The sequence below is a fragment of the Janibacter corallicola NBRC 107790 genome, assembly GCF_001570965.1.
GTDB lineage: Bacteria > Actinomycetota > Actinomycetes > Actinomycetales > Dermatophilaceae > Janibacter > Janibacter corallicola.
Genome location: NZ_BCSR01000004.1, coordinates 65,191 through 91,138, shown reverse-complemented (window position 1 = coordinate 91,138; position 25,948 = coordinate 65,191). Strand labels below are relative to the sequence as shown.

Here is a 25,948-nt window from a genome sequence, read left to right as displayed (position 1 = left end):
GGGCATGACCGCGACAGCCGAGCCCCGCGCCACCTCCCGTCCACCGGACCGCAGGCGGCCGCTGCGTCCTCGCCTGCGCAAGGCGGTGCTCGTGGCCCACATCCTGTCCGTGGCGACGTGGTTCGGTGTCGACGTGGTCGTGGCCGGCCTCGTCGTCACCGGGATGAGCGCCGATCCGGCCACGGCCGGGCTGGCGTACCGGTCCCTCGGCACCTTCGTCGTCGGACCGATGCTCACCGCCGCCCTGGCCACCCTGGCGACGGGCCTGCTCCTGGGCTGGGGCACGCGCTGGGGCCTGGTGCGCTACTGGTGGGTGCTGGCCAAGCTCGTCATCACGCTCGTGCTGACCGTCCTCATCGTCCTCGCGCTCGCGCCGATGATGCCCGAGGTGGTGGTCCACGGCGAGCAGCTGGCGGCCGGCGCCGCCGCTACGGGTGACGTGGGGGACCTCGTCTTCCCGCCGATCGTGTCCGTCACCGCACTCTCCGTCGCGACCGTGCTGTCCGTCTTCAAACCGTGGCGGCGGATCGGCCGTGGCCGGCGTGCTGGCCGGGTGCCGGAGGCATGACGAAGGGGGCCCCGACCCTTCGGTGGTCGGAGCCCCCTTCGGCAGCAGGAGCGGTCGTCTCAGCGCACGCGGTGGTACGTGACGTCGGAGGTCCAGATGGCTCGCTTGGTGGTGTCGACGCGGGAGTTGCCGGCGTCGTACATCATGCCGTTGCCGGCGTAGATGCCGTCGTGGTACGCCGGGTTGCCGAAGAAGACGAGGTCGCCGGGGCGCGGGTTGGACACCCGAGTGGTGGCGTCCTGCTGCGCGGCCGCGGTGCGGGGCAGGCTGATGCCGTGCTGGGCGAAGACGTACTGGATGTATCCCGAGCAGTCGAAGCCGGTCGACGGGGAGGTCCCACCCCAGGTGTACGGGGTGCCCACCAAGCTGGCGGCCGTGCTCAGCACCGAGCTGGCGGAGTACCCGGGGTCGGAGGAGCCGCCTCCCCCGCCGGTCGATCCGCCGGTGGAGCCACCGGAGCCGCTGATGCCCATCGCGCTGCCGGTCTTCGGGCCGACGATGCCGTCGGCGGTCAGGCCGTGGCTACGCTGCCAGCGCTTGACCGCGGAGAGGGTGTTCGGACCGAACACGCCGTCTGCGGAGACGCCCACGACGCGCTGCACCTGACGCACGTCGCTGCCCCGGTCGCCGTAGCGGATGTAGCCGGTGAAGTTGGTCTTGCTGGTCGACCCGCCCGTGGATCCGGCGGACGAGCCCCCGGAGCCGCCCAGCCCCATCTTGGTGCCGGTCTTCGGGCCGACGATGCCGTCCACGGCGAGGTTGTGGCTGCGCTGGTAGCGCTTGACGCCCGCGAGGGTCTTCGGGCCGAAGACGCCGTCGACGTTGACGCCGACGACGCGCTGGACCGCACGCACCTCGCTGCCGCGGTCGCCGTACCGGACGTAGCCGGAGTAGGTCGCCGGGGCCGCGGGCAGGGTCGGGGCGGACTTCACTGCCGGGGTGGTGGGTACGGCCGGTGCGGCCGGAGCCGCCGGGGTGGTCGGGGCCGCGGACGCGGAGGTGGCGGCGAAGGCGGAGGTGCCGACGCCGAGGGCGGCGATGGCCAGGGCGCTACCCATCCGGTTGGTCGTGGACTTGGGGCACGCGCCGCGATGGCGGCCTGAGTGGAACTCGGACATGAGGGTCTCCTGCCGCCTTCGGGGTTAGCTGTCGGGTTGGGGTGGAGACCACCCCGTCCACGCCCGCTCGTCACGGATGAGGACTTCACCCCGAGGCCCGCTGTGGGCCGAGGTTGGGTCCCCCGCTCCTGCCACCGATGTCTCAGGGGAACCGTCGGAGTTGGCAGGACTCGGCGCCTCCGGCGGCGGGTCCCAGGTGCAGGACCCGGATAGGAGACTAGGGCATGTATAGCGAAAAGGTAACGCTAGGGTGTGCACAATCTTGGAAGACACCCAGAAAATTTGGAGGTGTCGCTCCACGGAACCGCGTTTCGGTCATGGTCAAATGCCATCTGTGGACTGTCCATTTCCATCGTGGAGGAGCGCGTGACACCGTCCCCGGACGGTGACCCGATCGTGGTCAGCGCCGTCACCCTCCGGGACGCCGACGGGCGGATCCTCACCGTACGCAAGCGCGGCACCTCCATGTTCATGCAGCCCGGTGGCAAGCCCGAAGGGGGCGAGTCCGCCGTCGCGTGCGCACTCCGCGAGGTCCACGAAGAGCTGGGCCTGGGCCTCTCCCCGGAGGAGCTGGAGCCGAAGGGGGTCCACCGCACCGATGCCGCGAACGAGGCCGGTCGGACGCTGGTCGCCTTCGTCTTCGAGCACCCGCACCTGCGCGGGAGCAGCGCCCCGGAGATCATCCCGGCCGCGGAGATCGAGGAGGTGCGCTGGCTCGACCCCCGGGAGCCGCTGCCGACGGACGCCGCGCCACTGCTGCACCTGGTCGTGCGCGGGGGCCACCCCCGCGGGTGAGGGGTGGGAGGATCCGAGGGTCCCCCTTCGTCGACCAGGAGATCCCCATGAGCGAGTCCACGAGTCCCACCACCCTCGTCATCCTCGGTGCCTCGGGGGACCTGACCAGGCGCCTGCTGCTGCCCGGCCTGGGCACGCTGCTCGCGAGCCAGCCGGATCGTCGGGTGCAGGTGTGGGGCAGTGCGATGGACGAGCTGCCCGACTGGCCGGACCGGCTGCGCGAGGCCCTGGCCGAGGGCGGTGCGCCCGCGGAGGCGGTCGAGCGGGTCGCCTCCGGGACGCGCTACCTGCGCCTCGACGTGACCGACGGGCAGGACCTGGACCGGCTGCTCGAGGAGATCCCGGACCCGGACTCGACGGTGCTCTACTTCGCGCTTCCACCGGCGATCTCCGAGAAGTCCTGCGGTTTGCTCGCCGAGCGCGACCTCGGTGGGCTGCACCTCGCGCTGGAGAAGCCCTTCGGCACCGACCTGGACTCGGCCCGCCGACTGAATCGGCTGCTCGCGACCTTCCGCACGGAGGAGCAGATCTTCCGGATGGACCACTTCCTCGGCGAGGCGCAGGTCCTCGGGCTGCTCGGGTTGCGCTTCGCGAACCGGGTGCTCGAGCCGCTGTGGACCGCCGAGCACGTCGAGCGGGTCGAGATCCGGGCCGACGAGACCGTCGCCCTCGTCGGGCGGGCCGGTTACTACGACTCCGCGGGCGCGTTGCGGGACATGCTGCAGAGCCACCTGCTCCTCGTGCTCTCGCTCGTCGTCATGGAGGCGCCCGCGACCGTCGACGCCCTCGAGATGCGGGACCTGATGGCCCACGCCCTTCGCGCCACCCGGGTCGCCGGTGACCCCGCCGTGGCCTCTCGCCGGGCGCGGTACACGGCCGGAACGGTGGAGGGACAGGCGGTGCGGTCCTACGTCGACGAGCCCGGGGTCGACCCCGACCGGGGGACCGAGACCCTCGCGGAGATGGACGTCTTCGTGGACAACCAGCGGTGGGCCGGGGTGCCCTTCCGGCTGCGCAGCGGCAAGGCGATGGCCGCCGACGACTGGCGCATCGACCTGTGGCTGCGGCCCGTGCCGCACCAGCCGGGTGGCCTCGGCGGGCGCGCGGAGCCGAACCACGTGACGATCCACCTGCTCACCGGGGAGATCGAGGTCTCGCTGACGACGAACTCCGCCGGCGACAAGTTGGAGCTCGAGACCACGACGCTGACCGCGACCATCGCCCCGAGCACGGTCGAGCCCTACGGCGAGGTCCTGGCCAAGGTGCTGGACGGCGACCCGCTGCTCTCGGTGCGTGGTGACATCTCCGAGGAGTGCTGGCGCATCTGCACCCCGGTGCTGGAGGCCTTCGCGGACGGACGGGTGCCGTTGCAGGAGTATGCGGCCGGGACCACCGGCCCTTGGCGCCAGCCCGCCGCTCGCTGACCTCGGGTGCGTCCGCACGGTGGGCAGGCGGCGCCACTTGGGTCTTCGCAGGCTCAGACCCTGAGTCGTGGCACCCCCTCCTATCGGTGCGGACAGACGAGGGGCCCCGACCAACCGGTCGGGGCCCCTCGCTGTCCGCGACGTGGATCAGAAGCGCCCGTAGGTCACGTCGTCGGTCCAGATCGCACGCTTGCTGACGTCGGTGCTCTCGTTGCCGGCGTCGACGATCATGCCGTCACCGGCGTAGATGCCCACGTGGTAGGCGGGATCGCCGAAGAACACCAGGTCACCCGGCTGCGGGTCCGAGACCGGGGTGGCCGCATCCTGCTGGTCCGCGGTCTCGCGCGGCAGGTCGATGCCGTGCTGCCCGAAGACGTACTGGGTGAAGCCCGAGCAGTCGAAGCCCTCCGACGGGGTGCTGCCACCCATCTCGTAGTCCGTGCCGATCAGGCTCTCGGCGGTGTCGACGACGCTGCTGCCCGCCGTGCTGCCCGCGGTCGAGGTCGAAGCGGTGGAGACCTCGGCCTCGCCGGAGTCCGCGGACGCCGTCGTGGCGCCGCTGTCGCCGGAGTCCGTGGAGGTGCTCTCGGCGTCACCGGCAGCCTGCGAGCCGTCGGCGAGGGCCGCGCGGGTGTCGGGGCCGACGACGCCGTCGACGGCGATGCCGCTGTCGGCCTGGACATCCTCGACCGCGTCCTGGGTCTCGGGGCCGAAGACGCCGTCGACGCTGACGCCGAGCTGGCTCTGGAGCTCCTCGACCGCGCTGCCGGTGTCACCGGCCTGCAGGAGGCCGTTGCTCGTGGTCTCAGGAGCTGCCTCGGGGGCCGAGGACTCCGTGCTCGTGCTGCTGGACTGGGGGACGGTGGGGCCGCCGTTGGCCATCGCCGGGGCCGCGGTCAGGGCGGTGACGGCGAGGGGGGCGCTGACACCGAGGGCGGCTGCTGCTGCGAACCCGGTGCCGGTGCGGCGGACCGGACCCGCCTGGCGCGGGGCCCGGTGCTTGCCTGCGTAGTGCAGAGTCATTCTCTCTCCTTGCGCCTGCGGGGTTAGCTGTCGGGTTGGGATGGAGACCACCCCGTCCGGTGGTCGTCACGGACGGTCCGCGTCGACCTGAGGACTTCACCCCAAGGCCCGAGAGGAGTGGGCCGAGGTTGGGTCCCCCGCCCCTGCCAGATCTTGTCTTCGGCCGCGAGAGTGGCAGGGTTCGGCGCCCTCGCGGTGACCGCCGCAGGATGCGACGGCCCGTAGACCGTAATACAGAAGGTCACAGAACGGTAAAGCGGCCCCCCGCGTGGCGGAATCCCTCGCGCCCCTCGCCGGGGCCGAGGCGAACTCCCTTCGTGGACCGCGAAGGCGTGCTGCCGGTGAGGCAGGTCTCACTGCTCTACCCTGTGGCGGGTCCCCTCGCCCACCACCCAGGAGGCTTTCGATGCTGAGGGCCCTCTCGCGGCCGCTCGTGCGGCTGGCCGAACGCTATCTGCCCACCGCCTTCGTCTTCGCGGTGGCCCTCACGCTCATCGTCGGCGTGGGCGCGCTGCTGGCCACCGACAGCGGGCCCGTCGAGGTGGTGCGTGCCTGGGGCGACGGGCTGACCGGGCTGCTGACCTTCATGACCCAGATGGCGCTCGTGCTCCTGCTCGGATACATGCTGGCCAACACCGGCCCGGTGCGGCGGCTGCTGGACCTGCTCGCCCGACTGCCCAGGAGCCCTGCCCAGGCCTACGGCTTCGTCGCCCTCTGCGCCGCGATCGCCTCCCTCATCACCTGGGGGCTGGGGCTCGTCGTCGCCGCACTGCTCTCGATCGAGGTGGCCCGGGTGGGGCGGGACCGCGGCATGAAACTGCACTACCCCCTGCTCGTCGCGGCCGGCTACTCCGGCTTCGTCGTGTGGCACATGGGCTACTCCGGCTCGGGGCCGCTGGCGGCGGCGACGCCGGACAGCTTCGTGGACAAGCAGATCGGTCAGACCATCCCGCTCAGCGACACCGTGCTCTCGTGGTGGAACATCGCCGGCGCGGCCGTCACGGTGGTGCTCGTCGTCACCGCCATGATGCTCATGGCCCCGGGCAAGGACGACCGGGTCATCGAGCTGCCCGAGGGTGCCTCGCTCGAGGACGCGCAGGGCAACGAGCCGATCGAGACCACTGACGAGTCCACACCCGCCGAGCGGATCGACACCTCCCGGGTCGTCACCCTCGTCACCGGCTTGCTGCTGCTCGCCTACCTGGTCATCTACTTCGCGCAGGAAGGGGCGGCGGTGACGCTGGACATCGTCAACTGGACCTTCCTGTGCCTCGTGCTGCTCCTCGTGCGCAACACCCGCGAGCTCGGCGCGCTCGTCAGCAAGGCGGCGGCCAATGTCGGCGAGATCCTCGTCCAGTTCCCGCTGTATGCGGGGATCATGGGCATCATGACCACGACCGGACTGGTCACGATCCTCGCGGACTTCTTCGTCTCGATCTCGAACGAGACGACTCTCGGGCTGTGGGCATTCCTCGCGGGCGGCATCATCAACGTCTTCGTGCCCTCCGGCGGAGGCCAGTTCGCCATCCAGGCGCCGATCTTCCTCGACGCCGCCAAGCAGCTCGGGGTGGACCCGGCGATCGTCGTCATGGGCGTCTCGTACGGCGACCAGTGGACGAACATGATCCAGCCCTTCTGGGCGCTGCCGATGCTTGCGATCGCCCGGCTGCGGATCCGTGACGTCATGGGCTTCACGACGGTCACCCTCATCGTCTCCGGGATCGTCTTCGCCGCGACGATGGTGGTCGCCTCGCTGTAGTCCCTGAGTAGAAAAGCCTTTGCCGGTCCCCTTCGCAGGCACTAGACAGGGTCGAATTGTCTACGGGGGGACAACGGGGTCCCCCCGGTTCCAGGGGGGAACCATGAAGAAGCTCGTCATGTCCTGCACGGCTCTGGTCGCGGTGGGGGCCGTGGCCACCGCGCAGCCGACACTGTTCACCACCGGTGACTCCGCGCAGGAGTCCGCCGGCAGCAGCGAAGGGGGTGGCGCCGCCCCTGACGAGGGCGGGGCCGCCGGCGGGGGCGCGAAGGTGCCGGTCTGCCTCGTGCCGAAGCACGAGCCGGACCGGGCGCACACCGTTCGGGTGCCCGGGGTCGCCGTCGACGGCATCATCCGCGCGACCCTGTCCTACCGGGGGCCGTGTGCCGAGTACGGGGAGTCCACCGTCCGCGGCGACGGGACCATGACCGCGTACTCACACGTCGAGGAGGACGGCACACCCGTCGCAGTCGGCCTGGCGATGTCGGAGGAGACGCTCGAAGGCCTGCCGCAGGATCCGCCCACGGACGGGCTGTGGTGCTACGACAAGGACGGTGACGGGTCGCAGGACCCGATGAAGGAGTGCTCCGGCGGGTACGAAGACGCTCTGCATCTCGGGGAGGACTTCCGTGCGAACGTCGACACCCCGCTCGAGTACGTGCTGGCGAACTGGAATCCCATGGGGCACATGCCTCCCGGCGTCTACGACAAGCCGCACTTCGACGTGCACTTCTACATGACGCCGAACGAGGAGCGCCTGGCGATCCGGCCGGGTCCGTGCAACGTCCTCGTGCACTGCGACGACTACCCGAAGGGCAAGGACCTGCCGGCCGAACGCTACCTGCACCCGGACTTCGAGGACCTCGATGCCGTCGAGCCGGCCATGGGCAACCACCTGGCCGACCTCACCTCGCCCGAGCACAACGGCGGGGACTTCAGCCACACATTCATCTACGGGGTGTGGGACGACGAGGTGACCTTCTACGAGCCGATGGTCACCCACGACTGGTACGCCGGTCTGGTCGACGGGAGCATCGAGGAGGGGTGTCACGAGATCAAGCAGCCGGACGCGTGGCAGGAGTCCGGCTGGTACCCGACGGAGTACTGCATGCGCTACCGGGAGAACCGGAAGGAGCTGACGACGACGCTCGAGGCCTTCGAGTACCGGCAGGCCGCTTGAGAGCCGGTTCGGTGGCCGCCCGGGCCCCCTTCGTTTGGCGGCGAAGGGGGTGGCGGAGTTGACTGGTGTCGACTCCGCGAGAGAGGAGCGCACCCATGCGCACCGTGAAGGCCTGGGCGGCCACCGCCGCCACCGAACCCCTGACCCCGACGACGATCGAGCGTCGCGACGTCGGCGAGAACGACGTCCTCATCGAGATCGCCTATGCCGGGGTGTGCCACAGCGACATCCACACCGCGCGTGCGGAGTGGGGCGACGTGCCCTACCCGCTCGTCGTGGGCCACGAGATCGCCGGCACCGTCGCCGAGGTCGGCTCCGCCGTGACCACGCACGCCGTGGGTGACCGGGTCGGCGTCGGTTGCCTCGTGAACTCCTGCGGTGAGTGCGAGCAGTGCCGTGCGGGGAACGAGCAGTACTGCCCCGACCAGATCGGCACGTACGCGGCGAAGGACCGCGACGGCTCGATCACCCAGGGCGGCTACTCCACCCACGTCGTCGTCGACGCGGACTTCGTGCTGCGGATCCCGGAGGGGATCGGGCTCGACGTCGCCGCGCCGCTGCTGTGCGCCGGCATCACGACGTGGTCGCCGCTGCGCCGCTGGGGGGTCGGTCCCGGCTCGAAGGTCGCCGTCGTCGGTCTCGGCGGCCTGGGGCACATGGGCGTCCAGCTGGCCGTCGCCCTCGGCGCCGAGGTCACCGTGCTGTCCCAGTCGTTGAAGAAGCAGGAGGACGGCCTCGCGCTCGGCGCCAGCGAGTACCGGGCGACGAGCGAGGAGTCGACGTTCACCGACCTGCGCGGAGAGTTCGACCTCATCCTCTCCACCGTCAGCGCGGAGCTACCAATCCGGCAGTACATGGCGATGCTCGCCCCGGAGGGCACCTTCGTCAACGTCGGTGCACCGGTCGAGCCCTTCGAGGTGCCGGCGTTCTCGCTGATCATGGGCGGCAAGTCCCTCTCCGGGTCCAACATCGGCGGCATCCCCGCGACCCAGGAGATGCTCGACTTCTGCGCCGAGAAGGGCATCGGCGCCCAGGTCGAGGTCATCCCCGCGGAGAAGGTCAACGAGGCCTGGGACCGCGTCGTCGCCTCCGACGTGCGGTACCGCTTCGTCATCGACGCCGCGACGATCTGAGATCGGTCCAGTGGCGCGAAGGGGGAGTGCGGGAGAAATCCCGACCCTCCCCTGACCCGGAGTTCACCCGGGAGGTGGCGGCGGTCACGAGCATGGGGGTGAACCCCGTCGTCCACCTGTGAGGTCCACCCATGTCCCGCACCCTCCGTCGACTGATCGGCGTCTCCGCCGCTGCCGGCCTCCTCGCCCTGCCGACGCTCCCTTCGCAGGCCGTCGACCAGCCGACCGGCTCGGTCTCGGTGCAATCGGCCTCCGCCGCGACACCGCTCACCGTCGCGGAGGCGCTGGACCAGCAGGACGGTTCGACTCAGGCGGTGCGGGGGTACATCGTCGGCCAGCCGGTCTCGAGCGAGAGGGTCGTCACCGGCGACTTCCCGAGCGACTACGCCGTCGCGATCGCGACCGACCCGGACGAGACCGACACCGCCCGGATGCTCTACGTGCAGGTGCCCGACGGGCTGCGGGAGCAGTGGGGGCTCAGCACCAATCCCGACCTCCTCGGCCAGGAGGTCGAGGTCACCGGTGAGCTGTCGAGCTACTTCGCCCACGGCGGGCTGACCGGGACCTCCGGGATCGCCCGGGTCTCCGACGGCAGCGACCCGGGCGACCCCGGCGAGCCGGGCGATCCCGAGCCGGGCAGCTACTACGACGGCACCGAGGGGCTCACGGGGGAGGCGCTGCGCGACGAGCTGCACACGATCATCAGCAACCAGACGGTCCTCTCCTACGACGAGGTGTGGGAGGGCATCAAGGACGTCGACGAGGACCCGCAGAGCACGAACGACGTCATCCTCCTCTACTCCGGTGAGTCCTCGCCGAAGTCGAACAACGGTGGGGGAGTGGACAACTGGAATCGTGAGCACGTCTGGGCGAAGAGTCACGGCGACTTCGGCACGACGATGGGGCCGGGCACCGACCTGCACCACCTGCGGCCCACCGACACCACGGTCAACTCCTCGCGGGGCAACCTCGACTTCGACAACGGCGGGGAGCCGCACGACGAGGCCACCGGCAGTTACCACGACGAGGACTCGTGGGAGCCGCGGGACGAGGTCAAGGGTGATGTCGCGCGGATGGTGTTCTACATGGCGGTGCGCTACGAAGGGGGTGACGGCTTCCCCGACCTCGAGGTCAACGACCAGGTGGACAACGGTTCGGAGCCCTACCTCGGCAAGCTGTCCACGCTCAAGCAGTGGAACGAGGCGGACCCGCCCAGTGACTTCGAGCAGCGGCGCAACGAGCGGATCTTCGAGAACTGGCAGGGCAACCGGAACCCCTTCGTCGACCACCCGGAGTGGGTCGAGTCGATCTTCTGAAGGCTCACTCCGTGAAGCTGAACTCGTAGGTCGTGCCGGAGTCCATGGTGGGCGTGACGATCTCGAGCGTCTCCCCGCGCTCGACGGTGAAGTCGGTCTGCGTGGAGTTCAGGTCGAGGCCGCCGTCCTCGCTCGTCGGTGACATGTGCTGACTGGTCCGGATCCGCACCGAGTCCTCCTCGACCTCGGTGAAGGTGACCTCGAGGTCGTCGGCGAGGTCGATGCTCTCGCCCTCGGTGGCCTCGACGTCGCGCGAGCCCTCGCTTGATCCCTGGCCCTCGACCCAGCCGCTCCAGTCGCTGGAGACGATCGTGAGTGGGACCGGGTCGGGTTCGCCGACGAGGCCACAGCCGGTGAGGACCAGCAGTGAGCAGGTGGCCGCGGCGGTGCGCTGTCCCAAGATCTCCTCCGTGGTCGGTCTCGTGGGGAGGTTAGCCCACGGACTCGGCGGCGGCCCCCTTCGCCGAACCTCGCTCAGTGTCCAGAAGTGGCCCACGCGTAGCGGCGCTCGCGGACTTCGAGTGGGGTTCCAGCGGGGATGACCGGACCCCGTTCATAAGGATTTCCCCTATTGCGATAAAGGACATCATGAGTCCTTTTCCGTTGAATTGTCCATTTTCCGCTGAATAGGCTCGAAAGCGTTGTTTCGACCTGACATCCGAAGATCGGACATTGACGTGAAAATTGCAGTGCTGGGTGGTGGGCACGGCTGCTACGCGGCCGCTGCGGACTTGGGTGAGCAGGGCCATGAGGTACGGCTGTGGCGCCGGTCGGCCGAGCAGTTCGGCGCACTGCTGGAGAGGCCCGTCCTCACCCTCAAGGACGAGGACGGGAGCCGCGAGGTCACGATCGCCGGAGCCTGCACCGACATCGCCGAGGCGCTCGCCGGTGCCGATCTCGTCCTGATCCCCTCGCCGGCGGTGGCGCAGCGGGACATCGCCGCCGAGATGGCTCCCCACCTGGTCGACGGCCAGGTCGTCTTCCTTCCCCCGGGCACCTTCGGCTCCTGGGTCATGAGCGAGATCGTGCGCGAGTCGGGGAACACTGCCACGGTGGCGTGGGCCGAGACCGGCACCCTGCCCTGGCTGGCGCGCAAGCACGGCGACACGGTCATCAACATCTCGGCGCGTGCGACCCGGCTGCCCACTGGCGTCTACCCCGCGGCCGACACCGACCGCGCGCTGGAGGTCATCGGCAAGGCCTTCCCCTCGGTCGAGCGCTGCGAGGACGCGCTGTCCGGGGCACTGATGAACGCCGGGCCGATCATCCACCCACCGCTGATCCTGATGAATGCCGGCCCGCTGGAGCACTTCCCTGCCTGGGACATCCACAACGAGGGCACGCAGCCGTCGATCCGGGCCGTCACGACGGCCCTGGACCACGAGCGGATCCGGGTTCGTGAGGCGCTCGGCTACGGCACCCCGCACTTCCCACTGGCGGACCACTACGAGAACGACCAGTGGATGTACGGCGACACCTCTTCGCACGCCAAGCTCGTCGACAGCGGCGACTGGCGCGAGAAGATCGACCTGCACGAGCACCGTTACATGCGCGAGGACACCGCACTCGGCCTGGCCTTCCTCGTCTCGGTCGCCGCGTGGGCAGGGGTTGACGTCCCCGTCGCGTCCGGGCTGCTGGCGCTCGCCGGCGCGGTTGTCGGCGAGGACCTGCGTCAGAGCGGGCGGACGCTGGGATCCCTCGGCCTGGCAGGGCTCACGCGCGATCAGCTGACCTCCCTGCTCTCCGAGGGCCGGCGATGAGCACCCTCGGGCCTGTCGTCTCCGTCGGGGGCGGACGCATGGGCCGGGGGATCGCCATCGCGCACGTGCTCGGCGAGGTCCCGGTGACCCTCCTGGACATCAAGGAGCGCGACGCCGACGGCGCGACCGCCTTCGCCGCGGCCGTCGCCGCCGACGTGCGGGGTGACCTCGCCCGGCTCGTGGATCTGGGTGCCCTCGCCCCGGAGTGCCTCGAGCACTGCGCCTCCCTCCTCACCGTCGCCCGACCGGAGCAGGCGCCCGAGGTGCTCTCGCGGGCCGGACTCGTCTACGAGGCCGTCCCCGAGACCGAGGAGGCCAAGCGGGCCGCCTTCGCCCTGATCAGCGAGCACACCACCCCGCACACGCCGGTCGGGTCAACGACCTCGGCCATGCTCGTCACGGAGCTGTCCGGGATGCTGCAGACGCCAGGGCGCTTCCTCAACGCCCACTGGCTCAACCCGGCCTTCGTCGTGCCGCTCGTCGAGCTGAGTGTCCACCCCGGCACGGACCCCGCGGTCGTCGCCGACGTCCGCGCGCACCTGGAGGCCATCGGCAAGGTCCCTGTCGTCTGCGGGCCCACCCCGGGCTACATCGTCCCCCGGCTGCAGGCCCTCATCATGAACGAGGCGGCCCGGCTCGTGGACGAAGGCGTGGCGACCCCTGAGGACATCGACACCGCGACCCGCTTCGGGCTCGGGTTCCGCTTCGCGAGCATGGGCGTGCTCGAGTTCGTCGACTTCGGCGGCAACGACACCCTGCACCACGCCGGCCGTTACCTCGCCGAGCACGTCGACGAGTACCGGTACGCGGTGCCGGACATCGTCGAGCGCAACCTGGACGGCCGCAACGGACTGCAGGACGGACGCGGCTTCCACGAGTACCCGGCCGCGGAGCGCGAGACCTACCGGGCGGACGTCCTCATCCGCCTGCTGCGCGCGCAGGAGCTCCTCGGTCCCGCGATGCCGGACGGCATCGCGACGCGGGCCGCGCAGCGCTAAAGGAATCCCTGATACCGAGGAAACTCGGCAGTCGATAATCTCCCGAAAGTCACAAGTCGGTGCCCTGAATCCATGCACGCCGGGGTTTTCGGGAAACGCCCCCTCCTGCACGAAATGGGAACAAAGGAGTATCTCATGAAGAGGATCCTCGCGGTAACCAGTATTGCCGCCCTCGCCACCACCGCCGCCGCGTGTGGTGAATCAGCCGGCGGCTCCACGAACGGTCACCAGAACGTCGAGTTGTCCTTCGTCACGTCCTTCGCGAAGGACCACCCGCTCAACGCAGGATTCTTCAGGTTCGCCGACGAGCTGGAGAAGAAGGCGCCCTGGATCACGATCAAGTACAAGGGCGGTCCGGAGACGATGGAGCCCAACCAGATGATCGAGGGGGTCCAGTCCGGCGCCATCGACGGGGCGGCCCTGCCGGGGGACTACTACGTCCAGCAGGTTCCCGCCCTCGAGCTGCAGCGCTTCTCCCCCTTCACCCCGGAGGAGGAGCGCAAGGAGGGCATCTCCGACCTGTGGGAACAGGTCCACGAGGACGCCGGCCTGCACTACGTCGGGCACAGCATCTCGGGCATCCCGCAGGTGCTCTTCACGAAGAAGGAGCTGACCAACCCCAGCTTCAAGGGGCTCTCGATCCGAACCTCGTCGGCGACCTCCAACATGGTCGAGTCTCTCGGTGGCACGCCGGTGGACCTGCCGGGCGGGGAGATCTACACGGCCCTCGAGCGCGGGGTCATCGACGGATCCGCCTGGACGTCCGTGGGGGCCAAGGACCTGGGCATCCCCAAGGTGGCCAAGTACTACGTCGAGCCGCGCTTCTACGACTCGCTGGCCAACACGGTCATCAACGACGCGAAGTGGAAGTCCCTCGACGAGGAGACCCAGCAGGCCATCACCGACACGATGGTCGAGCTCGAGCCGAAGATCTTCGACCACTTCGGTGACGTGGCGGCCAAGGAGACCGCGGAGTGGCAGAAGGCAGGCGTGGAGCCCATCACCTTCAAGGGCAAGGACGAGGAGAAGATCCTGTCCATCGCCTATGTCGACGCATGGGACGCGCTGGACTGGAAGCGCATCTCCTCCAAGGGTCCCGAGGCCGAGAAGATTCGCGAGAAGTTCCAGGCGCAGTACGCCAAGGACCTGAGCAGCGTCGTCCCCGGGGGGACGAGCATCAAGCCCAAGAAGTGAACCATGGCCGACTCTGAACGCACCGGCCCCGATCGCGACGACGGACCCGAGGCGGGGGAGGAGGACGTCCTCGCGGCGTCACACCTGCACCACTCGGAGGCGGAGCAGGAGGCACTGGCCAATCCCGACTGGCTGCCGGCGAAGATCCCCGAGGCTGTCGGTGCCGCCGTCGTCCTCATCCTGATGGTCGGTGTGGCCGTGGGTGTGATCCTGCGCTACACCGGCCACGGAGTCCTCGGGCTCATCGAGCTGGCCTCGCTGTCGATGCTCGTGGTCGTCGTCCTCGGGGCGGCGGGGCTGTCCTACCGCGATGAGCACGTGCGCCTCGAGATCATCGACTCCGCCTTGGGCGAGAAGCGGGTGGGCCGCCTCGAGCTCTTCGTCGACGCCGTGCAGATCCTCGTGACGGTGATGGTCATCTACGCCCTGTCGGAGGTCTTCCGCACGGACCTGATGACCGGCACGACCCTGAGCGGGGAGCTCGACATCCCGCGCCAGTGGGTCAGCGGGGTGGCCGTCATCTGCTTCCTGCTCGTCCTCGTGGTCCTCATCCGCAAGGTCGTCGTCGACGTCCGTGTCGTCCGAAAGGGCAATGACTGATGCTCGACATGTCCTGGTACGCCTTCCTCGGCTCCTTCCTGGCCGTCCTGCTGATCCTGCTGATCCTGCGGGTCCCGGTGGCCTTCGCCATGTTGGGGACCGGTGCGTTGGGGGCGCTCGTGGTGTACGGCGACGTCAACGCCGCCCTGAACCAGATCGGCCTGAGCATCCTCGGCAGCGTCACGACCTTCACGTTCACCGCGATCCCGCTGTTCATCCTCATGGGTGAGCTCATGTTCCGAAGTCAGGTGGCCCAGGAGGCGCTGGACGAGCTCTCCATCGCCATGCGGCGCATGCCTGGTCGGCTTGCCATGGTCGCGGTGGGTGGGGGTGCCGCATTCGGCCTGCTCTCGGGATCCACACTTGCCAACACCGCGCTCTTCGGGCGCACCCTCCTGCCGGACATGGAGCGGCGCGGCTACGACCAGCGGCTGGCCGTCGGGTCGATCCTGGCGGCGGGCGGCCTGGCGATGGTCCTCCCGCCGAGCGCGCTCGCGATCCTCTGGGGTGGGGTCGCCCAGGTGCCGATCGGCCCCTTGCTCATCGCCGGGATCGTCCCCGGCCTGATGATGACCGTCGGTTACGTGTGCATCATCTGGGTGTGGAGCCGGCGCGGGGCCGACGGCCAGGCCGAGGACTCACCCAAGCGCAGTCTCGCCACGGCGCTGGGCGCCGGGGTGCGCCGGGCCCTCGGCCCCGGCGTCATCGTGGTGGCGGTGCTCGGCACGATCTTCCTCGGGGTCGCCACACCCACCGAGGCCGCGGCCATCGGCGCAGTGGCCGCGTTGCTCCTCGGGGTCGTGACCCGCAGGCTGACCTGGCAGGGGCTCTACGACTCCGCCGTCGGTACGGTCCGCACGACCACGATGATCTTCGCGATCGTCCTCGGGTCGACCCTCTACGCGCAGCTGATGAGCTTCTCGGGTGCCACGAGTGGTCTCGTGAGCGCCGTGACCGGCACCGTGTCGGGCACCTTCCTGATGCTCCTGGTGATCATGGTCGTCCTGCTCGTCCTCGGCGCCTTCATCGACCAGGTCTCGATCATGCTCGTGACCGCACCGCTGTTCATGCCCATCGTCACCGCCTTCGGGTGGGACCCGGTGTGGTTCAGCGTCCTGCTGCTGATCAACCTGCAGATCGCCAACACGACACCGCCGTTCGGGATGAGCCTGTTCGTCATGAAGGGAGTGGCGCCGCACCTGAAGATGTCGCTGCTCTACCGGTCGGTGCTGCCCTGGATCGTCTCCGACCTGGTCGTCATCACGATCCTGGCCGTCTTCCCGGACGTCGTGCTGTTCCTGCCCGGCTTCATGGGCTCGTGAAAGGAGATGCCGCATGAGAGATGACGAGCTGACCGCCAGGGTGGGCGCACTCGAGCGCCGGATCGGTGTGCTCGAGGCCGAAGCCGAGATCCGGCGGGTGCAGGCCCGGTACATGTTCCTGTGCGATACGCCGTGCCCCGAGCCGGGCATCGCGGACGACTCCGAGCGGATCGACCGCATCATGGAGCTGTACGCCCCCGAGGCGGTCTGGGAGGGCGTCGGCGAGTACTACGAGGGCCAGTTCGGCCGCGCCGAGGGAGCCTCGGCGATCCGGGCCCACTTCGAGCGGTTCTGGGGTGAGAAGCAGGACCCGGCGCTGCTGCTCAACGCGCACTACCTGACGGCCGAGCAGATCCATGTCGACGAGGAGACCGCGGAGGGGCAGTGGATCCACATGCAGCCCTGGGTCTTCGCGGACGGCACCACCCGGGTGCGCTCCAGCCGGCTGAACAACGCCTTCCGGCGCGAGGGCGATCGGTGGCTGATCACCCGCACCCGGACCGAGAACGTGCTCATCGCCGAGCTGCCGAAGGGGGTCGTCCACGACATGCCCGCCACCTCGGTCCTCATGCAGGACTGAGGTCGAGGGCGGGACCGTAGCGTAGGACGGACGGCGCGCTCCCCGCGCCGTCAGGAGCGGTCGAGCGGGATCCGGATCGTGGCGCGCGTCCCCCGGGCTTCCCGGTCGGGCCCGAAGGGGTAGTTGGGCGCGAACTCGATCTCCCCTCGATGACGCTCGATGATCCGCTCGCACAGCATCAGGCCGATGCCTGCACCGCCGGAGCTGCGGACGAAACCACTCGGTGCGGTGCCGTCCGGCTCGGTGGGCATCCCCCTCCCTTCGTCCACGACGCTGCAGCAGGCGTATCCGTCCTCTTCACGGGTGAAAATGCGGATGCGCCGCCGGTCGGCGGAGAGCGGCGTGACCTCCCGGATGGCGTTGGTCAGCAGATTGAGCAGGACCTGGCCCAGGAGGACGCGCTCGCCAGTGACCTGCAGCGGGGACGTGGCGAGGTCGGCGTCGAGGACGACGCTCTGCTCGGTCGCGGAGATCTGGGCGAAGTACAGCCCCTCGCGGACGATGTCGGTCAGGTCCACCGCCGCGGAGGGGGTCTCGGTCCGCTGCACGTAGCGCTTGACGCTCGCGACGATCTCGGACGCGCGCGTCAGCTGCAGCAGCGCGTGGTCGATCCCGTAGCGGACCGCGGCGTCCTGCGGCTCCGGTGCGTCCATCCGTGCGACCGCGCCCTTGAGGAAGTTGTTGCTCGCGGCGAGGGGCTGCCCGAGCTCGTGGGCGATCGTCATCGCCATGTCCCCCATGGCGTTCTCCCGGCTCACCCGCTGCAGCTCGGCGTCCCGACGGGCCGCCTCCTGCTCCATCCTGACCTTGGCGGAGATGTCCCGGACCACGAGGACCCGGGACTCGATGCCGTCGTGGGCAATCGTCTCGAGCTGCCCCGAGAGCCAGGGCGGCTCCTCGCCGGCCCGGGGCCGCAACCGCAGCTCGGTCGTGCGGGAGTGCTCGGTGAGCGCGGCGATGACTGAGGAGTCGTCCAGCGGCGGGGACACGGTGACGACGTCGTCGAGGGGGCAGCCGAGCACGGCCTCCTTGGGCGCCCCGAAGAGCCGGGCGGCCATCGGCGAGGTGTCGACGATGCGGCACTCCTCGTCCAGCAGGATGACACCCGCGGAGGCATAGGTGAGGATGCGCTGCAGGTAACTCGTGGCCCGCTGGAGCTCCTCGCGGACCTCGACCTCCTCGGCGATCTCGCGGAACTGGACCATGACGGCCGGGCCGTCCTCGAGCTCGATCCGCACGGCGACCGCGTCGGTGAGGAACTCCTGCCCGTCACGTCGCCGGTACATCCACTGCCGGCGACTGCGGCCGTGGACGACGGCGTCCTCGAGCCAGGCGACCCCCAGCGCCCGGCGGTACTGCTTCTCCTGGCCGCTCATGTGGTGGGCCTTGAGCGGCTTGAGCTCCTCGAGCGAGAAGCCGAACATCCGGCAGGCGGACGGGTTGGCCCACAGGATGTTCTTCGAGACCGCCTCGTGGATGAGCACACCAGTGGAGGTGTGCAGCGTCATCTGCTCGAAGTCCTTGCCGGTCGGAAACACCGTTGCCACCTCACTCGTCGGCGACATGCTTGCACCGATGGGCCACCACGTCCCTAGGTGTTTCCCTTACCGGGAACCGAGGAACTACCAATGGCGGCGGAGTTCGGCCCGAACCTACGTTGAGCGTGTTCGTTCAAAGTTGCACACGAAACGGAGACGCTGGTGGCCGCACAGTACGCGCTCGCCGAGCCCGCTGGCCCGGCGCGAGAGAAGGCCTTTCAGGAAGCACTCGACGTCCTGCGGGACCGCAGGGACGAGTTCACCGACCAGGGTCATGTTCCCCGTGACTACGTCCGTCTCCTGAAGCGGGCGGGGATCTACCGGGCATCGACGCCGAGCACATTCGGCGGCGAGCCGATGGCGCCGACCGACTTCCTGGACCGCATCGAGCAGATCTCGGCGGTCGATCCGGCCACCGGGTGGGTCGCGAGCTTCGGGTCCTCGCTCACGTACCTCACGGCGCTGCCGCTCGAGGTCCAGGCCGAGCTCTACGCCGACGGCCCCGACGTCGTCTACGCCGGTGCGCTCTTCCCCATGCTCGAGGCCGAGGTCGTCGAAGGGGGCTTCCGCTGCACCGGTCGGTGGCAGTTCGCCAGCGGTTCCGCCGGCGCGGACATCCTGGGGGTCGGTCTGAAGGACCCCAGCGATCCGCGGCCGCGCAACGCGGTGATCTTCCCGGACGAGGCCGAGATCATCGAGAACTGGGACGTCTCCGGGATGCGTGCCACGGGCTCGAACGACATCAAGCTCGACGGTGTCTTCGTCCCGCACGAGCGCACCTTCATCCGCGGCGGTGAGTCCAACGTGGACGAGCCCCTCTACCGGTACCCCGCCCTGGCCTACGCGGCGCAGGTGCTCGCGGTCACCGGCGTCGGTGCCGCCCGCGGCGCCCTCGACTACGTCCGTGAGGTCGGCAGCCAGCGCACGAGCATCACCGGCGGGAACCGCCGGGGCACGACCGGCACCTTCCAGCTCGGTCTGGCCAGGGCCGAGGCCCGACTGCGCTCGGCGCGTGCCTGGTTCTACGAGACGACCGACGAGGCCTGGCAGACCGTGCTCGCCGGCGACGCGGTGAGCGATGAGCAGAAGGTGCTGCTCCGCCTCGCGACGTCCCACGCGGCCCACGAGAGCCGCGCGGTCGTGCTGGCCGCCTTCGACCTCGCGGGGACCGGGGCGATCTACAACAAGCACCCGTTGCAGCGCTACCTGCGCGACGCCCTCGTGCCGCCGCAGCACGCGATGCTCCAGGGCGGGACCTACGAGGCCTCCGGCGCCCTGCTCCTCGGCGCCGAGGCCGGCATCCCGAGCTTCCCCTGACCACTGACCGTGATCGCACGAAAGGACTGACCATGGCTGACCCGCTGCGCGTGCTCTTCTGCATGGGCATCAACCAGAACTTCTTCGACCTGCCCAAGGCGCAGATCGGCACCGTCTGGACCGCCTTCGCCGGGATGCTGCGCGACATGGAGGACATGGACGGCGTCACCGTCCTCGGGAACATGGACGACGACGCCCACGTCGTCGGCCCGAGCGACGGCTGGCCCTGGACCTGCTACGTCCTCGCCGACGTCCGCGACCAGGAGACGGTCAAGGCCGCCTGCAACCTCTTCCGCACGACGATGGTCGACGAGGAGCACGCGCTGTGGCGTTACGCCAAGATCGAGGCCCGCATGGGCCGTGCCCTCACGATCCGAGACGACGTCTGAGCCGGTGCCGTACAGAAGGAGTGTGAAGTCATGACCATCGCCGAGACCGCCAGGAGCGACTACGCGAGCCTGCTGGAGGGCGACCGCATCGCCGGTCGTGCGTACACGGACCCGGAGATCTTCGCGGAGGAGATGGAGAAGATCTTCTACCGCACCTGGGTGTGGGTCGCGCACGAGAGCGAGCTGCCGGAGAAGGGATCCTTCAAGACCACCCGGGTCGGGCAGCAGCCGGTCATCGTCTCTCGCGATCGCAAGCACCAGTTCCACACCCTGGTCAACCGGTGTCGTCACCGCGGCTCCACGGTGTGCGACCTGCCCAAGGGCAAGGCCAACGGGTTCACCTGCCCATACCACAACTGGTCCTACGCCCTGGACGGCCGACTGCGCGGGATCCCCTACCCCGAGGGGTACGAGGGTGTCGTCGAGAAGAGCGACTTCCCGCTCCACCGGCTGCGCACGGAGAGCTACCTGGGCATGATCTTCGCGACCTTCAACGAGGACGCCGAACCGCTCGAGGACTTCCTCGGTGACGCGAAGCCGTGGATGGAGCGCTTCTTCAAGCAGAGCAACGGTTACCCGACGAAGGTCACCGGGATCCACAAGTTCCGCTTCAGGGGCAACTGGAAGATCCAGCTGGAGAACACCACCGACGGATACCACTTCCCGATGGTGCACAAGTCGTGGATGGCCTCCGTCGACGCCGAGACCGCGGACATGATGTCCTTCATGAACGACCCGGAGGCCGTGACCCACGACCTGGGCAACGGTCACGCGGTCGCGATCATGGCGCCGGGCAACTCGGACCTGGACGTCGACGACGGCGCCCCGCTGCAGCCGCGCTTCGACCACGTCGTCGCCGAGCTGCGGGAGAGCGGGGAGTACTCCGAGGAGCAGATCCGGCGCTTCGTCCGCTCGATCCACGGTGCGGGGTTCAACCTCAACACCTTTCCCAATGTCTCGATGTCGATCTCCTTCCTGCGGGTGCTCGTTCCGATCTCCGTCGACGAGACCGAGATCTGGCACATGTCCCTCGGAATGGACGGGGGCCCCGAGGTGGTCAACCAGGAGCGGCTGCGCATCCACGAGCACTTCCAGGGGCCCTTCGGTTTCGGGAGCCCGGACGACTCGGAGGGGTGGGAGCGGGTCCAGATGGGTGCCGCCGGCGACCCCGACATGCCGATCCTGCTCAACCGCGGGCTCGAGAGGGAGACCGACGTGGACGGGCAGCGCACGTCCCAGGTCACCGACGAGACGGGCATGCGCGGTGCCTACGCGATGTGGAAGAAGATGATGAGCGATGACTGAGGCGGTGCTGACGGACACCCGGGTCGCCCGGGCGATCGAGCTGGTCTGGCACGAGGCCGAGCTGCTCGACGACAAGCAGTACGAGACGTGGGAGAAGCTGTACACCGACGACGCGATGTACGTCATCCCGATCGACCAGGAGGGTGATGACCACGCGTCCTCGCTCAACATGGTCTACGACGACGCGCGGATGCGCCGGATGCGCGTGGAGCGCATGGTCGGGGGCTACTCGCAGTCGGCGGTCGCGGCCGCCCGAACTGTCCGGACCGTCTCCCGCTTCACGGTGACGGACGTCGACGACTCGCACGTCTCCCTTCGCTCGGTCCAGGTCCTCGTGGCGTACAAGCGGGGCAACACCCTCACGCTCGGTGCGACGGTGACCCACCGCATCGTGCTGGACGAGTCCGGCGACCGGATCGCGGAGAAGGTCGTCCGCCTGCTCAACAGCGACGAGCACGTGCCCGCCGCGGGATTCCTGCTCTGAAGGGGTGGCCATGACCGAGTCAGTGTCGAAGGGGGCGCCCGTCGCCGTCGTGACCGGCGCCGCGGGCGGCATGGGTGAGGCGATCAGCCGGCGCCTGCACCGCGACGGCTTCCGCGTGCTCGTCACCGACGTCGACGAGGCGGCCGGCCACCGGCTGGCCGAGGACCTCTCGCCCGACGGCACCACCAGTGACTTCCGCAGGCTCGACGTCTCCCGAAAGCCGGACTTCGAGGCGGCACTGGAGCACCTGCGGGACGCGTGGGGCGAGCCGACCGTGCTCGTCAACAACGCCGCCCTCACCCGGGCCGCGGACACGATGACCCTCGACGCCGAGGAGTTCCTCGGAGTGCTGTCCGTCAACAGCGGCAGCGTCTTCTTCGGGTGCCAGGTCTTCGGCGTCGCCATGGCAGAGCAGGGCCACGGACGCATCATCAACATGGCCTCGCTCGCGGGGGAGAACGGTGGGACGGCAACCGGCGCCCACTACGCGACCTCCAAGGGCGGGATCATCACCCTGACGAAGGTCTTCGCGCGGCAGCTGGCCGCCTCCGGGGTCACGGTCAACGCGATCTCGCCGGGCCCGCACGACCTGCCGGTCGTGCACGACACGGTCCCCGAGGACAAGCTGGCCGCCGTGGTGTCCTCGATCCCCGTCGGCCGCCTCGGTGACGCCTCGTTCATCGCGGACACGGTGTCGTTGTTCGCGCAGGAGAACGCGGGCTTCGTCACCGGCGCCTGCTGGGACATCAACGGTGGTCTGTACCTGCGCTGAGCGCAGCACCCTCGGGAGGGAATAGGCATGAGTCTCATCGATGTCCGCGTCGCGGAGATCATCGAGGAGTCGGCGCAGGTGAAGTCACTGCGCCTCGTGCGCGTCGACGGCGAGCCGCTCGGCGTGTACGAGGCCGGGGCCCACGTCGACGTCGTGGGCCCGACGGCCATCACGCGGCAGTACTCGTTGTGCAGCCGGCCCGAGGACCCGGACTCGTACACGGTCGCGGTCAAGTGTGAGCCACACTCGCGCGGTGGGTCCGAGGCGCTGCACGCACTGCAGGTCGGGGACGTCATCCAGATCAGCAGCCCGCGCAACCTGCTGCAGATCGTGCCCGAGGCCAAGCACCACGTGCTCATGGCCGCCGGGATCGGGATCACGCCGATGCTGAGCATCGCCAGGTACCTCGATGTGCACGACGGCGACTTCGACCTGCACTACTTCGCGCGCAGCTCCGAGGAGGCCGCCTTCCTCGGACTGCTGCAGGAGAAGTGCCCGCAGAAGCTGCACCCGCACCTGGGGACACCACTCGAGGAGCACGACGCCCTGCTGCGGGAGGCGCTCGCGGACCTCCCGGAGGACACCCACCTGTACATGTGTGGCCCCGAGCCCTTCATGGACATGGTCATGCACGTGGCCCTGGAGTACGTGGACGAGGAACGCGTCCACAAGGAGAACTTCCGCCCTGCGGAGCAGGAGACCACCGGCGAGGACTCCGCCTTCGACGTCGAGCTCGAGGGCGAGACCTTCCACGTGCCCGCGGACCGCACCATCGTCGAGGTCCTGCGCGAAGGGGGCGCGGACGTCGACACCTCGTGCCAGGAGGGAATCTGCGGCACGTGCATCATGGAGGTCCTCGAAGGGGATGTCGACCACCGCGACAGCGTGCTCACCAAGAGTGAGAAGGAGTCCGGTGAGCTGATCACCGTCTGCGTCTCGCGGTGCACCTCGCCGCTGCTGCGGCTCGACTACTACTGAGCCTCACGTCACCGGCATCAGACGGTGGCGTGGTACCGCAGGACGTCCCGGACCAGGGTGTTGATGCTGTCGGCGCCGGTCTTGGCCTTGATGCGGGCCCGGTGGACGTCGACGGTCTTCACGCTCATCCCGAGCTGGCGAGCGATGTTCTGGCTCGGCAGGCCCTCGATGACCAGCTGCAGGATCTCCTTCTCCCGCCGGGTCAGGGAGTCGATCCGCCGCTGGACGTCGAGGCGGGTGGCGTGCTCGACGAACTGCTCCCGCGCGACGACGATCCCCTCCTGCACGAGGTCGAGCAGCTGCTGGGGCTCGTAGGGCTTCTCGAGGAAGTGCAGCGCGCCCTCCTGCATCGCGGTCACCGACATCTTGATGTCCCCGTGGGCGGAGACGAAGATGATCGCCGCATGAGGGGCGCTCTCGTTCAGCTCCGTCTGCAGCCGGGCGCCGCTCATCCGCGGCATCCGCATGTCGAGGATCAGGCAGGCCGGGTGCGACCCGTCGTAGGCCTCGAGGAAGGTGTCCGCCCGGTGGTGCACCTCGGGCGTGATGTCGATGCTCCCCAGGAGCCACGAGACCGACTCGCACACGGCCGCGTCGTCGTCGATGACGTACACGACGGTGTCGGGGACGTCATCGGGATCGGGGTCGCCGGACCCATCGGGGCTCACGTGGCCCACGCGGCGTCCGCCGTCCAGTAGTTCATGCCAGCGGCGCTCACGGCGTGCTGCCAGTCGGTGGTGCGGCGCAGGGTGGGCTCCACCCGGGCGATGGAGGCATCTGCCGCCTCCGGGCCGTCGGCGTCGACAGCCCAGTGGACCCAGTTGACCTCGCGCCCCTGCTCGTCGTGGACGAAGAGGTCCACGTGTCGCCAGCCGTAGCCGAAGGTGTCCTCGTAGCAGACGAGGAACATGTGGTCGTTCTCGATCAGGGTCTCCATGTCACGCCTTTCCCGACGGTGTGGTCGTCGATGTCTGTGCCAGGACGCGCTCGAGTGTCCGGGCGACGGCGAAGATCCGGGACTCCTGCCCGGGGATCCCGACGACCTGGATGCCAAGGGGCAGTCCCTCGGCGGTGCGGGCGCCCGGCACGGTGACGACGGGCAGGCCCATCGCCTGCCAGGGACGACTGAGCTCGGGGGAGCCGGTGCCGGTCGACCTCTCGGGCGCCGGGCCCTGCGCAGCCGGCCCGATGATGACTCCTCCGTTCTCGTCGAGGAACTGCTCGAGGCGGCTCCGCGACGTGGCGCAGCGCACGAGCGCCTGCTGGTAGGTCTCCTCGCCGATCCCGCGTCCCTGCTCGAGCAGCTGGGTGAGCTGGAGGCTGATGTCCGACGAGCGCTGGAGCAGGTCGGGCCGGGATGCGGCGGCCTCGTGGGCCATGACGATCGGGTGGTCCCGCACGAGGGTGAAGACGTGGTCGTCCCAGTCCAGCTCGGTGACCGGACACCCCTCGTCGGAGAGCCCCGCCGCCGCTGCCTCGACCGCTGCGGACATGGACGTCCCGACCGCCAGGTCGTGGCCGCGCCAGACGTGGACCGGGGTGCGCCCGGACGGGTCGGCGGGTGCTCCCGACCCCACCAGGAGCTGGTGCACGTGGGCGACGTCGGAGACGGTGCGGGTGAGCAGGCCCAGCGAGTCCAGCGAGGGGCTCAGCCCGGCGATGCCTGCGAGGTCGACCGAGCCGTGCGCGAGGACCATCCCGACCACGCCGCAGTAGGACGCTGGTCGCGTCGTCGAACCCGCGGTCTGTGACCCCAGGGCCAGCGGCACCATCCCCGCGGCCACGGCCGCAGCCGAGCCGCTGGAGGACCCACCGGGGGTGCGGTCCGGGGCGACCGGGTTGATGGTCGGTGCAGGAGCGAAGTACGCGTACTCGGTCGTCTCCGTCTTGCCGAGCGACACCGCACCGAGCTCCTCGATCCGGCGGACGATCGTGGCGCTGGCCGCCGCGGGGTCCGGCGACGTCGTCGCGGGGGATCCGCAGCGGGTCGGCAGGCCGGCGACGTCGATGATGTCCTTGACGCCGACGACGGCGCCCCTCAGCGGTGGCGAGTCGGTCCGGGCGTCCACCGCCTCGGCGTCACGGGACGCGTTCTGCGACAACTGGGCCCAGGCCCGGACCTGCGAGTCGTGCGTCTCGATGCGTTGCTGCGCGGCGGCGACGAGCTCGCCCGCCCCCCGTCGTCCCGAATGGACCTCCTCCAGGTCGTCCAGCAACCCGCCGACACATGTCCTGCCACGGTCCACCGTTGGACCCTCCTTCTGCGATCGCCCTCAGATTGCCGCTTCACCATCACGCAATCAAGTAAAGGTTTCTCCACTGTCGACGCAGTCTTTTGTTGCCTAGTTTCTGGGCGATCCACCGCGCCGGCAGGGGGCGTGGACGGGCAATGAAG

General features: G+C 69.4%; 26 protein-coding genes and 2 riboswitches. Of the genes, 19 read left to right on the top strand and 7 right to left on the bottom strand.

Annotation, left to right across the window (positions count from 1 at the left end; genetic code table 11):
* Nucleotides 1–4: 4 nt before the first annotated feature.
* Complete coding sequence (locus tag JCO01S_RS03155) at nucleotides 5–568, top strand: hypothetical protein (RefSeq protein ID WP_068250559.1); 564 nt, start codon at nucleotides 5–7, stop codon at nucleotides 566–568.
* Between the two features lie 59 nt (nucleotides 569–627).
* Here JCO01S_RS03155 and JCO01S_RS03150 read toward each other — a convergent pair whose 3' ends face one another.
* The gene (locus tag JCO01S_RS03150) at nucleotides 628–1,686 is read right to left on the bottom strand and encodes a C40 family peptidase (RefSeq protein WP_068250556.1); all 1,059 of its coding nucleotides are present in this window, start codon (nucleotides 1,684–1,686) and stop codon (nucleotides 628–630) included.
* 13 nt (nucleotides 1,687–1,699) lie between these two features.
* Nucleotides 1,700–1,852: riboswitch (cyclic di-AMP (ydaO/yuaA leader) on the bottom strand.
* Nucleotides 1,853–2,052: 200 nt separating this feature from the next.
* On the opposite strand from JCO01S_RS03150, the gene JCO01S_RS03145 reads away from it, so the two are divergent.
* A complete protein-coding gene (locus JCO01S_RS03145; RefSeq protein ID WP_068250553.1) occupies nucleotides 2,053–2,481 on the top strand; it encodes an NUDIX hydrolase in 429 nt (142 codons plus the stop codon).
* A 47-nt stretch (nucleotides 2,482–2,528) separates the two neighbouring features.
* Nucleotides 2,529–3,905: a glucose-6-phosphate dehydrogenase gene (locus JCO01S_RS03140; RefSeq protein ID WP_068250551.1), complete on the top strand. Its 1,377-nt coding sequence runs from the start codon at nucleotides 2,529–2,531 to the stop codon at nucleotides 3,903–3,905.
* A 147-nt stretch (nucleotides 3,906–4,052) separates the two neighbouring features.
* Here JCO01S_RS03140 and JCO01S_RS03135 read toward each other — a convergent pair whose 3' ends face one another.
* On the bottom strand, nucleotides 4,053–4,928 hold the full coding sequence (locus tag JCO01S_RS03135) for a C40 family peptidase (RefSeq protein WP_068250545.1): 876 nt from the start codon (nucleotides 4,926–4,928) through the stop codon (nucleotides 4,053–4,055).
* A riboswitch (cyclic di-AMP (ydaO/yuaA leader) is annotated at nucleotides 4,925–5,103 on the bottom strand. It overlaps the preceding gene by 4 nt.
* A 231-nt stretch (nucleotides 5,104–5,334) precedes the next feature.
* On the opposite strand from JCO01S_RS03135, the gene JCO01S_RS03130 reads away from it, so the two are divergent.
* The 4 genes from JCO01S_RS03130 to JCO01S_RS03115 all read left to right on the top strand — a co-directional run bounded on the left by JCO01S_RS03130 (nucleotide 5,335) and on the right by JCO01S_RS03115 (nucleotide 10,316).
* Complete coding sequence (locus JCO01S_RS03130; RefSeq protein WP_068250543.1) at nucleotides 5,335–6,687, top strand: short-chain fatty acid transporter; 1,353 nt, start codon at nucleotides 5,335–5,337, stop codon at nucleotides 6,685–6,687.
* A 103-nt stretch (nucleotides 6,688–6,790) separates the two neighbouring features.
* The gene (locus tag JCO01S_RS03125) at nucleotides 6,791–7,867 is read left to right on the top strand and encodes a hypothetical protein (protein ID WP_068250540.1); all 1,077 of its coding nucleotides are present in this window, start codon (nucleotides 6,791–6,793) and stop codon (nucleotides 7,865–7,867) included.
* A gap of 95 nt (nucleotides 7,868–7,962) precedes the next feature.
* Complete coding sequence (locus JCO01S_RS03120; protein WP_068250537.1) at nucleotides 7,963–9,000, top strand: NAD(P)-dependent alcohol dehydrogenase; 1,038 nt, start codon at nucleotides 7,963–7,965, stop codon at nucleotides 8,998–9,000.
* A gap of 131 nt (nucleotides 9,001–9,131) precedes the next feature.
* The gene (locus JCO01S_RS03115; RefSeq protein WP_068250534.1) at nucleotides 9,132–10,316 is read left to right on the top strand and encodes an endonuclease; all 1,185 of its coding nucleotides are present in this window, start codon (nucleotides 9,132–9,134) and stop codon (nucleotides 10,314–10,316) included.
* Between the two features lie 4 nt (nucleotides 10,317–10,320).
* On the opposite strand, the gene JCO01S_RS03110 is transcribed toward JCO01S_RS03115, so the two are convergent.
* Nucleotides 10,321–10,716 carry a carbon storage regulator gene (locus tag JCO01S_RS03110; RefSeq protein WP_068250531.1) on the bottom strand — a complete coding sequence of 132 codons (396 nt, stop codon included), beginning with the start codon at nucleotides 10,714–10,716 and terminating at the stop codon, nucleotides 10,321–10,323.
* A gap of 277 nt (nucleotides 10,717–10,993) precedes the next feature.
* Between JCO01S_RS03110 and JCO01S_RS03105 the strand changes: the two genes are divergently transcribed.
* The 6 genes from JCO01S_RS03105 (at nucleotide 10,994) to JCO01S_RS03080 (ending at nucleotide 16,770) form a co-directional block, all read left to right on the top strand.
* Nucleotides 10,994–12,076 (top strand): NAD/NADP-dependent octopine/nopaline dehydrogenase family protein, encoded by a 1,083-nt coding sequence (locus tag JCO01S_RS03105; RefSeq protein ID WP_068250528.1) that lies wholly within the window; start codon nucleotides 10,994–10,996, stop codon nucleotides 12,074–12,076.
* Nucleotides 12,073–13,074, top strand: coding sequence for a 3-hydroxyacyl-CoA dehydrogenase NAD-binding domain-containing protein (locus tag JCO01S_RS03100; RefSeq protein ID WP_068250524.1), 1,002 nt, complete (start codon nucleotides 12,073–12,075; stop codon nucleotides 13,072–13,074). Before JCO01S_RS03105 ends, JCO01S_RS03100 begins: the two co-directional genes overlap by 4 nt.
* 135 nt (nucleotides 13,075–13,209) lie before the next feature.
* Entirely contained in the window at nucleotides 13,210–14,268 is a 1,059-nt protein-coding gene (dctP, locus tag JCO01S_RS03095; protein WP_084342578.1) for a TRAP transporter substrate-binding protein DctP, read from the top strand.
* Between the two features lie 3 nt (nucleotides 14,269–14,271).
* Complete coding sequence (locus tag JCO01S_RS03090) at nucleotides 14,272–14,868, top strand: TRAP transporter small permease (RefSeq protein WP_068250521.1); 597 nt, start codon at nucleotides 14,272–14,274, stop codon at nucleotides 14,866–14,868.
* The gene (locus JCO01S_RS03085; RefSeq protein ID WP_218002211.1) at nucleotides 14,868–16,190 is read left to right on the top strand and encodes a TRAP transporter large permease; all 1,323 of its coding nucleotides are present in this window, start codon (nucleotides 14,868–14,870) and stop codon (nucleotides 16,188–16,190) included. The genes JCO01S_RS03090 and JCO01S_RS03085 overlap by 1 nt, the downstream gene beginning before the upstream one ends.
* Nucleotides 16,191–16,203: 13 nt before the next feature.
* The gene (locus tag JCO01S_RS03080) at nucleotides 16,204–16,770 is read left to right on the top strand and encodes a nuclear transport factor 2 family protein (RefSeq protein ID WP_068250518.1); all 567 of its coding nucleotides are present in this window, start codon (nucleotides 16,204–16,206) and stop codon (nucleotides 16,768–16,770) included.
* A 50-nt stretch (nucleotides 16,771–16,820) separates the two neighbouring features.
* Here the strand turns inward: JCO01S_RS03080 and JCO01S_RS03075 are convergent, their stop codons facing one another.
* The gene (locus JCO01S_RS03075) at nucleotides 16,821–18,308 is read right to left on the bottom strand and encodes an ATP-binding protein (RefSeq protein WP_157074455.1); all 1,488 of its coding nucleotides are present in this window, start codon (nucleotides 18,306–18,308) and stop codon (nucleotides 16,821–16,823) included.
* A gap of 162 nt (nucleotides 18,309–18,470) precedes the next feature.
* On the opposite strand from JCO01S_RS03075, the gene JCO01S_RS03070 reads away from it, so the two are divergent.
* Genes JCO01S_RS03070 through JCO01S_RS03045 form a run of 6 tightly spaced genes read left to right on the top strand, consistent with a single transcriptional unit; the run spans nucleotide 18,471 to nucleotide 23,553 of the window.
* Nucleotides 18,471–19,625, top strand: a complete 1,155-nt coding sequence (locus JCO01S_RS03070; protein WP_218002210.1) for an acyl-CoA dehydrogenase family protein — start codon at nucleotides 18,471–18,473, stop codon at nucleotides 19,623–19,625.
* A gap of 32 nt (nucleotides 19,626–19,657) precedes the next feature.
* Nucleotides 19,658–20,014, top strand: a complete 357-nt coding sequence (locus tag JCO01S_RS03065) for a hypothetical protein (RefSeq protein WP_068250510.1) — start codon at nucleotides 19,658–19,660, stop codon at nucleotides 20,012–20,014.
* Nucleotides 20,015–20,044: 30 nt separating this feature from the next.
* Nucleotides 20,045–21,319, top strand: coding sequence for an aromatic ring-hydroxylating oxygenase subunit alpha (locus JCO01S_RS03060; protein ID WP_068250507.1), 1,275 nt, complete (start codon nucleotides 20,045–20,047; stop codon nucleotides 21,317–21,319).
* Nucleotides 21,312–21,803 (top strand): aromatic-ring-hydroxylating dioxygenase subunit beta, encoded by a 492-nt coding sequence (locus tag JCO01S_RS03055; protein ID WP_068250504.1) that lies wholly within the window; start codon nucleotides 21,312–21,314, stop codon nucleotides 21,801–21,803. Before JCO01S_RS03060 ends, JCO01S_RS03055 begins: the two co-directional genes overlap by 8 nt.
* Before the next feature lie 10 nt (nucleotides 21,804–21,813).
* Nucleotides 21,814–22,575 carry an SDR family NAD(P)-dependent oxidoreductase gene (locus tag JCO01S_RS03050; protein ID WP_068250694.1) on the top strand — a complete coding sequence of 254 codons (762 nt, stop codon included), beginning with the start codon at nucleotides 21,814–21,816 and terminating at the stop codon, nucleotides 22,573–22,575.
* 27 nt (nucleotides 22,576–22,602) lie between these two features.
* Nucleotides 22,603–23,553: a PDR/VanB family oxidoreductase gene (locus JCO01S_RS03045; RefSeq protein WP_068250501.1), complete on the top strand. Its 951-nt coding sequence runs from the start codon at nucleotides 22,603–22,605 to the stop codon at nucleotides 23,551–23,553.
* Nucleotides 23,554–23,570: 17 nt separating this feature from the next.
* Here JCO01S_RS03045 and JCO01S_RS03040 read toward each other — a convergent pair whose 3' ends face one another.
* From JCO01S_RS03040 to JCO01S_RS03030, 3 genes are read right to left on the bottom strand one after another with little or no spacing between them, the layout of a single operon-like run.
* A complete protein-coding gene (locus JCO01S_RS03040; protein WP_068250691.1) occupies nucleotides 23,571–24,221 on the bottom strand; it encodes a response regulator transcription factor in 651 nt (216 codons plus the stop codon).
* A complete protein-coding gene (locus JCO01S_RS03035) occupies nucleotides 24,218–24,490 on the bottom strand; it encodes a hypothetical protein (RefSeq protein WP_068250498.1) in 273 nt (90 codons plus the stop codon). The genes JCO01S_RS03040 and JCO01S_RS03035 overlap by 4 nt, the downstream gene beginning before the upstream one ends.
* 1 nt (nucleotide 24,491) lies before the next feature.
* The gene (locus JCO01S_RS03030; RefSeq protein ID WP_218002209.1) at nucleotides 24,492–25,799 is read right to left on the bottom strand and encodes an amidase; all 1,308 of its coding nucleotides are present in this window, start codon (nucleotides 25,797–25,799) and stop codon (nucleotides 24,492–24,494) included.
* Nucleotides 25,800–25,948: the final 149 nt, after the last annotated feature.